The sequence below is a fragment of the Rhodothermales bacterium genome (assembly GCA_034439735.1).
Taxonomy (GTDB): domain Bacteria; phylum Bacteroidota; class Rhodothermia; order Rhodothermales; family JAHQVL01; genus JAWKNW01.
In genome coordinates, this window is record JAWXAX010000114.1 from 1 (window position 1) to 9613 (window position 9613).

A 9613-nucleotide genomic window follows, 5' to 3' on the forward strand; every position below is an offset into this window, starting at 1 on the left:
CGACCGGCCGGTCGGCAAAAGCCTCCGAAAAGTGGCCACAGAGGTCGGTCAGCGCGGCCCGTTCGGCACTCCGATGGTCGAGCAGGGTATCGTCCAGATCGAAGTACACAAACGAGGGGTGCGGGGCGAAAGGCATCGGGGCCAGGAATTACAGGGCAAAGTTACAGTGCGAAGTTACAGGGTGCGCTCAAACATCGCGTATTCTTTATCCATCACCCCGCCGTACGAGATAATGGCATTCATCATGGCCGGGTTGCTATCCAACACCCAGCTCATCTCGCTCGCCTGATACCCGTGACTGGGCCCTTCGATCATGATCTGGAGATTTAATATGGCGTCCAGCCCCATCCCCTGGTACTCCTTGATGACGCCCATGAGCAGGGTACGGCACTCATAGATTCCCCCGAACTTGCCGCGGAGGAGGAGCTGGGGCAGTCCAAACGGAAGCAACCGCCCGTCCGTGTGCTGGAGGGCGAGGTTGAGATTCGGTAGGGAGATGGAGAAGGCGACGGGCCGGCCGGCGTCCTCCAGGAAGAACACGATGTTGGGATCGACAATCTGCTTGAGGTCCTTTGCGAGGTGCGCGAACTCCTTCGGCGTCATCGGGACGTGCCCCCAGTTGTTCGACCAGGCGTCGTTGTAGATAGCGAGCACGATCTGGGCGTCGCGATCGAAATGGGCCATGTCCAGCTTGCGCAGCGTGATGGACGGGTTCCGTCGGTACACCAGGTTCACGCCGCGGTGGAGCTTGTCGATCGTGAGGTATTTTTTGTTGATGTAATACGCCCACATCGTCATCGCCCGGGTGAACCCGTACCGCTCGAGGAAGACGGCATAATACCGCGGGTTGTACGGCATCATGATCGACGGCTGGCGATCGAAGCCGGCCACGAGCAGGCCCGAAATGTCGTTCATCGACGGATTGGTAGGGCCACGAACGCCGATGAGGCCCTGGGCGCGGAGCCACGCGCCGGCAGCGTCGAACAGCCGCTCGGCCACCCCGTAGTCCTCCACACACTCAAAGAACCCGAAGAAGCCGTTGCCGTCGGCATATTTCTTCAGGTGCATGCCGTTGAGGATGCCGGCGATCCGGCCGATCACCTGGTCGTGTTCATCCTCCGCCAGGAATAGCTCGATCTTCCCGTGTTCGAAAAACGGATTCTTGCGCGGATTGAGCGTCTTCTGGATATCCATCCGCAACTGGGGCACCCAGTTGGGGTTGTCCGCATAATGCGCGTATTGGAAATCGATAAAGCGCGCCAGGTCCCGACGCGTGGCGACGCGCCGAATCCGGACGCCGTTCAGCGATAGCGGAGACTGCGGTGAGGTACCAACCTCCATGAGAGAGCCGGATGTAGAGGCGGTCAGGCGGCGCCGTTGGTAGCGATGACCCCGTTTTTCAGGCCGACACGGCGGAAAGCGTCGAGGATGAAGTCGAGCTCTTCGTTCGTGTGCGTCGCCATGTAGGACGTCCGCATGAGCGCCTGGCCCGGCGGGACGGCCGGCGGGACGATGGCGTTTGCGAACACACCCTCCTCCAACAGGTCAGTCCAGAACTGGAAGCAGGTGTACATGTCGCCGACGACCACCGGGATGATCGGGGTCTGGCTGTTCCACACGTTAAACCCTGCGTTCCGGAAGCCATCGCGCATGTAGTCCGAAATCTCCCAGAGGCGGTCGACGCGTTCCGGTTCCTCCTCGAGAATTTCGAGGCATTTGAGGACGGTGGCGACGTTCGCCGGCGGCATCGAGGCGCTGAAGATATGGGCGGAGCTGACGTGACGAATGTACTCGATCACGTCGTGGTCGCCCACGCAGAATCCCCCCAGCGAGGCGAAGCTCTTCGAGAACGTGCCGGTGATCAGGTGCGCGTTATCGGTCAGCCCGAACGAGGCGGCGGAACCGCGACCGCCGGGGCCAATGACGCCGACGGCGTGGGCGTCGTCCAACATGAGGGCGGCGTTATAGGCCTCGGCGAGCTCGACCAATTCCGGGATGCGCGCGATAATCCCGCTCATCGAGAAGACGCCGTCCGTGACGATCAATTTGCCGGCGTTCGGACGTTCGTTGCTGACGCGTTCGAGCAGGACGCGCAGGTGATCGATGTCGTTGTGGCGAAAGCGCGACGTCTCGGCGAGGCTGACCTGGGTGCCGGCCACGATGCAGGCGTGGTTGTCCTTGTCGGAGAACACGACATCCCCTTTTCCGGCGATGGCCTGGATGACGCCCTGGTTGGTCATGTACCCGGTGGAGTACAGGATGCAGGCCTCTTTGCCCATGAAGCGGGCGAGGCGCTCCTCCAATTCGAGGTGGATGTCCAGCGTGCCGTTGAGGAAACGGCTGCCGGTGCAGCCGGTGCCGTACTGGCGGATGGCCTGCATGGCGGCTTCTTTTACGCGGGGGTCCGACGTCAGGCCCAGGTAGTTATTCGAGCCGGCCATGATAAGTTCGCGGCCGTACATGATGGCGCGCGTCCCTTCGTTCCGTTGGATGGGGCGGAAGTAGGGGTAGAGATTCGCTTTTTTGACCTGCGCATAGTCGCCGGCCGGGTCAAAAAACCGGTGCGTTTTTGTGAAAAGCATCGGTTCGTCGCGGACAACGGCCTGCTCGCGCGGAAGTCCCGGAATGGGCGTGGGCGTATCTTGATTCATATGTGGCATCAACGGACGTCCTTGGAGATTATGGATGCTTTTTGTCGCCGGCCCCAGTGCTGACTGAAAAAGGCGGGTATGTCTCGTGCCTGCAGGTCGCTTGCTCTCGAAAGAGGAAGCGGTAGGGCGCGCTCACTGGCTCGTCTACCAGGTCATGCTGAGCGTCACGCCCTGGCCGCCCGGATGCGGCACAACGGTCGCCGTCAGATCCTCCCCGACATCAAAATCGAGGAGATGGGCGCTGATGAACGCGTCGAGGGCGGTCAGCCCATACACTAAGCCGACGCCAAAAAAGGAAAGGTCACGGTTGCGCCGAAATTTATCTCGGAAGGGCCGGATGCTGGAGGCGGAGAGGTCTCGGCCCTGCCCGATTTCCGCCACCACCTGCGCGTATTCATCGGCATAGTATGGGAACGGGTGGGGCTCGCCTTCCTCGAGTTCCTGCTGCCAGCCCCGGTACTGAAAGGCGCGGGTGAAGAGCCGGTGCCTGTTTCCGAAGTACACGGCCATCGAAGCCGCGGCGCCCAGGCCAGCATAGACGACGGGCATCTTCCAGTACTGCCTGTTATACGCCTGCCCGAGACCTGGAAATACGAGGGACCGCTTGAGCGCCCGATTGGGATCGTGCCCGGCAAACGGCCGTGTTTCCGGCGTTGGGCCGGCCTGGCTTTCTACCCTGATACTGTCTACCCTGATACTGTCCGCATCCTGCGCCCGCGCCGGCGCCAGATGGCCGGCGACACAAAGGGTCAGGGAGAGTAAAACGAAGGGTAGGCGCATTGCGCGCGTCGGAGGAAGGTCGGGAGGTGGGTCAGTGCCCCAGGAGCAATTCCATGAGACGCTCGAGATCGTCGGACGTATAAAACTCGATCTCGATCCGCCCGCCTTCCGCGCCTTTTTTGGCTTTGATATGCACCTGGGTGCTCAGCCGCGTACGGAGGCGGGATCCGAGGGCCTGGATCTGCAGCTGGTCTCGGTCGGCACGGGCAAAAGCATCGTTATCCGATCGGGTGGCGGCCTCTTTTTTCTCCGGCGCCTGCTGTGCCTGCTGCCACGCCCGCACGCGCTCCTCCACCTCACGCACGGACAACCCATCGTTCAGGAGCGCATGCAGAATACCGATCTGCGCCTGCTCGTCTTCGACGGTGATCAGCGCACGGGCATGCCCCATGGTGATCGAATTGTCGCTGAGGGCGGCCTGGACGAGCGGCGGCAGCTTGAGAAGCCGCAGGAAGTTGGCCACGGTGGCGCGTTTCTTCCCGACCTTTTGGGCGACTTTCTCCTGCGTGAGCTGGCACTCCTCGATGAGGCGCTGGTAGCCGAAGGCGACCTCCATCGGGTTGAGCGCCTCGCGCTGCACATTTTCCACAATGGCCATCTCCAGCATCGCCTCGGTATCGGCTTCCCGGATGTACGCTGGGATCTGGCGCAGTTCGGCGCGGCGGGCGGCGCGGAGCCGGCGTTCGCCCGAGATCAGCTCGTACCGGCCTTCGCCGAGGCTGCGGACCGTGATCGGCTGGATGATGCCCAGCTGCTGGATCGATGCGGCCAGTTCGTCCAGCGCCTCCTCGTCAAACGTGGTGCGGGGCTGATACGGGTTGGGCTGGATGAGTTCGACATCGATCTCGAGGACGGAGCCGGCCCGGCCGCTTTCACGCTCCGCGGCGGCGAACCGCCGGCTCTGCCGCGCGGCGGCGGATTCAGCCGTCTCGCCGCCGGATTCAGCGGTTGGGAGCAGGGCGTTTAATCCACGCCCGAGGGCTACTTTCTTGGCCATACTGCGATTGGGAACTAGCTAAATTCGACTGTCTCAAGAGAGGCTATCAGCGGGAGAAGCCGTTGGCCGGCGTCGAGGGGCTGTCGGAATGAGGGGCATTCGATTCGCGGGAGCCCATCTGGGCCGCCCGACCCTCGGCGTAGCCGCCAGCCTTCAGAAAGTGCTGGTTGTTCTTCAGGATCTCACGCGCCAGGGCGATATAGTTGCGCGCGCCCTGGCTGGTAGCATCGTACAACAACACAGGTTTTCCGAAGCTCGGCGCCTCGGAGATGCGCACGTTGCGCTGCACGATGGTCTCGAACACCTTGTCACCGAAATACCGACGCACTTCTTCAGCGACCTGATTGGAAAGCCGGAGGCGGGCATCGTACATCGTGAGCAGGACGCCTTCGATCTCGAGATCGGGGTTCAGGTGCTGCCGGACGATCTTAATCGTGTTGAGCAGTTGGCCGAGCCCCTCGAGGGCGAAATATTCGGTCTGCACCGGGATCAGCACCGAGTCCGCCGCGGTGAGGGAGTTCAGCGTGAGCAACCCCAGCGACGGCGGGCAGTCGATCACGATAAAATCGTATTTTTTACGAGCGCGCGCGACCGCCTTTTTGAGGATGCTCTCCCGCTCCTCGATGTCGATCATCTCGATTTCGGCGCCCACCAGGTTGATGTGGCTCGGGACGATATCCAGGAACGGCATGTCGGTCGGGCGTGCGCCCTCCTCGGGCGTGGTCTGCCCGATGAGTACTTCGTAGGTCGATGCAGCGGTAGTGCGCGGATCGATGCCGACGCCCGATGTACAGTTGGCCTGAGGGTCGATATCGATCAGCAACGTCGGATGTTCGGTGGCCGCGAGCGACGAAGCGAGGTTGATCGCCGTAGTTGTTTTGCCAACGCCCCCTTTCTGATTCGCAACTGCGATGACTTTTCCCATGAGAACGGTACAGCTAGTTTCAACGCGATGAGCGGGCGCCCCGGGGACAAAAGGTTGCTGCTTCCTTCCCAAAAGGTTTTGCCTCCTGCCTGATCCACCGGAGACCGGACCAGGGCCGCAGCGGGGCCGGCGTTTAATGTATGAACAATACCTCGGGGAAGCCAGTGCCCGGGCTTGTAACTGTTTTGAACTTTTGCCCGTGTTGGTGATCTTTGAACTCCCCTCGCCCACACGCGTTGTCCAGCACGGCGTAAACCCCCACCCACCATGGCGCGGCGTTTCGTACTCAAGGCAGACCCCGCTGTTCAGGCCAGGCTCAGCATCCCGTATGCGGCCGAGTTGAACGAACAGCAGTACGCCGCCGCTACGGCGGCTGGCGGATCGGTGCTGGTTATTGCCGGCGCCGGCACCGGTAAGACGCGTACGTTGGTGTACCGGGTCGCCTACCTCGTCGAAACCGGCACGCCGCCCGAGCAGATCGTCCTGCTCACGTTTACGCGGCGGGCCTCCAGCGAAATGCTCACCCGCGCCAGCGCCCTTCTCGACGGCCGCTGCTCCAGGGTCCGCGGTGGCACCTTCCATGCCTTCTGCCTGACGCTGCTCCGCGAACACGCCGGCGCCATCGGCTTCCCGAACCGCTTCAACATCCTCGACGCCTCCGACGACGCGGATGTGATCGACGTCCTCCGCACCGCGCGCGGCCTCCACAAAGCGTCCGTCCGCTTCCCCCGTAAAAAAACACTCCAGGCGCTGTTTTCGACGGTGACCAACCGGGAAATGGGGCTCGACGACGTGCTCGCCTCGTCCTACCCCCAGTTCCTCGACCACCTGGAAGCGCTCTATCAGCTCTTCGAGGACTATGCGGCCTACAAGCGCGAGCACGGGCTGATGAACTACGACGACCTGCTCTACTATGCGGAGGCTCTCCTCGCGCAGGACTCCGGCATCCGCCGAAGCGTTTCCGCCGGGTGCCGGCATATCCTGGTCGATGAATACCAGGACACCAACCGCCTCCAGGCCACCCTGGTACAGCACCTTGCCTCCGTTCACGGCAACGTCATGGCTGTCGGCGACGACGCGCAGAGCATCTACCGCTTTCGCGGGGCGGACGCGGCGAACATCTTTGCCTTCCCCGAGCGCTTTCCGGGTACGAAGGTCCTCAAGCTCGAACAGAATTACCGATCGACGCAGGCGATCCTGGATCTCGCTAACCATGTTATCTCCCGCGCCCACCGGAAATACGACAAGCGCCTCTTCACCCACCGCGAGGGCGGCGAGTTGCCAGGCCTCGTGGCCGCGTCGGACGACCGCTTCGAAAGCCGCTTTGTCTGTCAGATGGTGCTCGAGCTGCGCGAACAGGGGGTAGCGCTGAATCGAATGGCCGTGGTGTTTCGAAGCAGTTTTAACTCATACGACCTGGAGGTGGAACTGAGCCGGCGAGGTATCCCGTATGTCAAATACGGGGGATTAAAACTGAGTGAGGCGGCCCATGTAAAGGATGTCCTGGCCTACCTGCGCGTACTCGAAAACCCGCGCGATGCCGTGGCGTGGCATCGGCTGCTGCAACTCCTCGAAGGCGTGGGCCCCAAAACCGCCCGAGATCTGGCCGTGTGGATAGCCGCCGATCGACCCGAGCCCTTCGCGCTGGAGGCGCGCCCGTTTTCCCCCCGGTATGCCGAGCGGCTCCAGGAGCTTTTTCAGCTCCTGCGCACCCTGCACCAACAACCGCCAGCGCTGTCGGATCAGATCGACCGGATTCTCCAGCATTACGACCCCCTCCTGAAAAAGGCGTACTTCGAGGATTACCCCAAACGGCTGCAGGACCTCGAGCATGTCGCGGCCCTCACCCAGAACTACACCGACCGCGCCGCATTCCTCTCCGCGCTCGCCCTCGATCCCATCGAACTCACCGCCATCGACACGGCCCCTGTCGACGACGATGAACCGCCCCTCATCCTATCGACCATCCACTCGGCCAAGGGGCTCGAGTTCGATACGGTATTTTTATTGCACGCGCTCGATGGCATCCTGCCTTCGGGGTACGCGCTGAAAGACGTAGAATCCCTCGACGAGGAGCTGCGCCTCATGTATGTGGCCGTCACACGCGCCGAGCAACGCCTGTTTATATCGTACCCGGTCTTGCAACACCGCCGGCATCTGGGCGAGATTCTCTCGAACCCCAGCCGCTTCGTGCAGGATGTGCCGGAGCATCTGTTGGAACCCTGGTCCCTCCTCGACGAGGGCGCGCCGCCGCCGCATACCGACGACACGGCCCTTCTGCCTTTTTGACCGACGACTGCGTTATGAGCCACTCGGATTCGCATCAGCGCCCGGCACTGGGGAAATTGGTCCCGTTCGCCGGCGTGTCCGTGGAAGAGATTTCCATGGGCCGGATCGATGTCGTGCGGGAGCTCAATACGGCCATCTTTCACGAAGAGCGCATCATCAACACCTTCGATCGTGAGGATCTGCTCATTCTTCTAGCCTGGTACGAGGGGCTGCCGGTTGGCTTCAAAATTGGCTACCGTTACGGGAAGGAGACCTTCTACAGCGCGAAAGGAGGGGTCCTGCCCGCGTTTCGCCGGCAGGGGGTTGCTCGTATCCTGTTGTATGAAATGCTCGACCGCGTCCGTGCGCGCGGCTACAAACGGTTCATCTACGATACCTTCCCTAATAAACATCCGGGTATGACGGTCATGGGCCTCGCCGAGGGGTTCCGCGTTGTCCGTGCGGATTATAACCCGGTCTATCGCGACTATCGGATTCAGCTCGAAAAAGTCCTGTAGCCGGTCCGCGCAACAACGCGGACGCCCACGGCGTATCTTCGTCCGACTTCCCGCCGCGTATCTCATGGCCTTCCCTCACATCACCGCTCCATCCGTGTGTTTTTTCTCCAGGAAATAGGCGAAAGCATCCGCATCGCGCTCGGGGCGATCAATTCAAACAAGCTCCGGTCTATCCTCACGACCCTCGGCATTGTCATCGGCATTACGTCGGTCACGGCGATGGCCACCGTCATCAACGGCATCGAGCAGAATTTCGAGAACGAACTCTCGGAACTGGGGGCGGACGTCCTGTATGTCGAAAAATGGCCGTGGGCGACGGGCCCTGGCTTCAAGTGGTGGAATTACATTAACCGGCCGGACATCCGTGCTGAACTTGCGGACGTGATCGAGGCGCAATCGCGCTACACCATCGCGGCCGTTCCGGTCGTGAATACAAGCCGCGCCGTGCGTTACGGGAGCAAGACGCTCTCCGGCGTCAGCATCGAAGGCGCCGGCTCCCGGTATCCCGAGGTGTTTGTAGTTGATATGGAGACCGGCCGGTTCTACAGCGACATCGAGGCGCGCGCCAGCCGAAACGTCTGTGTGATCGGTGCGCGGATCGCGACCGAACTGTTTCCCGTCGAAGAACCCGTCGGTAAGTTTGTGCGCATCAGCGGCATCCGCTTCCAGGTGATCGGCGTGCTCGAACGCAAGGGATCCGATGCCGAAGGCCAGGGGAGCGATATGGTAGTCCAGATCCCGATTTCGACGTTCAAGAACCACTTCGGCCTGAGCGAGCGCAGCGTGTCGGTACGGGTGAAGGTGGTTAGTTCCGATGACGTCGATGTTGCGAAAGACGAGCTGACCGGCATCCTGCGGGCCGCACGAAAGCAGGACGCGCGCGAGGAAAATAACTTCGAAATCAACGAACAGCAGAGCCTCCGCGAACAACTCGCTCCGGTCAAGCTGACGATCTACCTGATCGGCGTCTTCCTGACGGCGCTCTCACTGCTCGTGGGCGGCATCGGCGTGATGAACATCATGTTCGTATCGGTCAAGGAGCGGACCCGCGAGATTGGCATCCGGAAGGCGATCGGCGCTCGCCGGCGGACCATCCTCATTCAGTTTCTGATTGAAGCGATCGCCATCTGTATCATAGGCGGGGTGTTGGGCGTGGGCCTGGCCCTGGTGGCCACCGCGTTGATCAACGCGTTTATTCCAGCGATTCTACCACTTAGCACCGTGGCGATCGCGTTCGTCATCTGTGTGCTGGTCGGTGTGGTGTTTGGCCTGGCGCCGGCGTGGACCGCCGCCAAGTCCGAACCGATCGAAGCGCTCCGGTATGAGTAGGTTGCAGGTTGGCAAGTTGGCAAGTTACAGGTTGCAAGTTACAGGTTTAATACTTCGGACACTTTTTGTAGCTCGACCGTTCCTGACGATCAGGCCCCTCCTCGATCCGAGGAGGGGCAAATCCCGTCGGCGCGTAGCGGTGACG

Annotated in this window: 8 protein-coding genes; 3 read left to right on the plus strand and 5 right to left on the minus strand. The window is 61.6% G+C overall.

What is annotated here, in order from left to right; all coding sequences use genetic code 11:
- Positions 1 to 174 precede the first annotated feature (174 nt).
- The 5 genes from SH809_08910 to SH809_08930 all read right to left on the minus strand — a co-directional run bounded on the left by SH809_08910 (position 175) and on the right by SH809_08930 (position 5353).
- Positions 175 to 1341 carry a hypothetical protein gene (locus tag SH809_08910; GenBank protein MDZ4699810.1) on the minus strand — a complete coding sequence of 389 codons (1167 nt, stop codon included), beginning with the start codon at positions 1339 to 1341 and terminating at the stop codon, positions 175 to 177.
- Between the two features lie 23 nt (positions 1342 to 1364).
- Positions 1365 to 2651, minus strand: a complete 1287-nt coding sequence (locus SH809_08915) for a pyridoxal phosphate-dependent aminotransferase family protein (protein MDZ4699811.1) — start codon at positions 2649 to 2651, stop codon at positions 1365 to 1367.
- A gap of 144 nt (positions 2652 to 2795) precedes the next feature.
- Positions 2796 to 3431 carry a DUF5683 domain-containing protein gene (locus SH809_08920; protein MDZ4699812.1) on the minus strand — a complete coding sequence of 212 codons (636 nt, stop codon included), beginning with the start codon at positions 3429 to 3431 and terminating at the stop codon, positions 2796 to 2798.
- A gap of 31 nt (positions 3432 to 3462) precedes the next feature.
- A complete protein-coding gene (locus SH809_08925; GenBank protein MDZ4699813.1) occupies positions 3463 to 4428 on the minus strand; it encodes a ParB/RepB/Spo0J family partition protein in 966 nt (321 codons plus the stop codon).
- A gap of 46 nt (positions 4429 to 4474) precedes the next feature.
- A complete protein-coding gene (locus tag SH809_08930; protein MDZ4699814.1) occupies positions 4475 to 5353 on the minus strand; it encodes an AAA family ATPase in 879 nt (292 codons plus the stop codon).
- A 267-nt stretch (positions 5354 to 5620) separates the two neighbouring features.
- On the opposite strand from SH809_08930, the gene SH809_08935 reads away from it, so the two are divergent.
- The 3 genes from SH809_08935 (at position 5621) to SH809_08945 (ending at position 9468) form a co-directional block, all read left to right on the plus strand.
- On the plus strand, positions 5621 to 7642 hold the full coding sequence (locus SH809_08935; protein ID MDZ4699815.1) for an ATP-dependent helicase: 2022 nt from the start codon (positions 5621 to 5623) through the stop codon (positions 7640 to 7642).
- A 14-nt stretch (positions 7643 to 7656) separates the two neighbouring features.
- Positions 7657 to 8139 (plus strand): GNAT family N-acetyltransferase, encoded by a 483-nt coding sequence (locus SH809_08940; GenBank protein ID MDZ4699816.1) that lies wholly within the window; start codon positions 7657 to 7659, stop codon positions 8137 to 8139.
- A 96-nt stretch (positions 8140 to 8235) separates the two neighbouring features.
- Positions 8236 to 9468: an ABC transporter permease gene (locus tag SH809_08945; protein MDZ4699817.1), complete on the plus strand. Its 1233-nt coding sequence runs from the start codon at positions 8236 to 8238 to the stop codon at positions 9466 to 9468.
- Positions 9469 to 9613 lie beyond the last annotated feature (145 nt).

What these genes read in the sequence shown, in the direction of transcription:
- SH809_08910 (MDZ4699810.1), bottom strand. Translation starts at nt 1,341, where the DNA reads ATGGAGGTTGGTACCTCACCGCAGTCTCCGCTATCGCTGAACGGCGTC.
- SH809_08930 (MDZ4699814.1), bottom strand. Translation starts at nt 5,353, where the DNA reads ATGGGAAAAGTCATCGCAGTTGCGAATCAGAAAGGGGGCGTTGGCAAA.
- SH809_08935 (MDZ4699815.1), top strand. Translation starts at nt 5,621, where the DNA reads ATGGCGCGGCGTTTCGTACTCAAGGCAGACCCCGCTGTTCAGGCCAGG.
- SH809_08940 (MDZ4699816.1), top strand. Translation starts at nt 7,657, where the DNA reads ATGAGCCACTCGGATTCGCATCAGCGCCCGGCACTGGGGAAATTGGTC.
- SH809_08920 (MDZ4699812.1), bottom strand. Translation starts at nt 3,431, where the DNA reads ATGCGCCTACCCTTCGTTTTACTCTCCCTGACCCTTTGTGTCGCCGGC.
- SH809_08925 (MDZ4699813.1), bottom strand. Translation starts at nt 4,428, where the DNA reads ATGGCCAAGAAAGTAGCCCTCGGGCGTGGATTAAACGCCCTGCTCCCA.
- SH809_08915 (MDZ4699811.1), bottom strand. Translation starts at nt 2,651, where the DNA reads ATGAATCAAGATACGCCCACGCCCATTCCGGGACTTCCGCGCGAGCAG.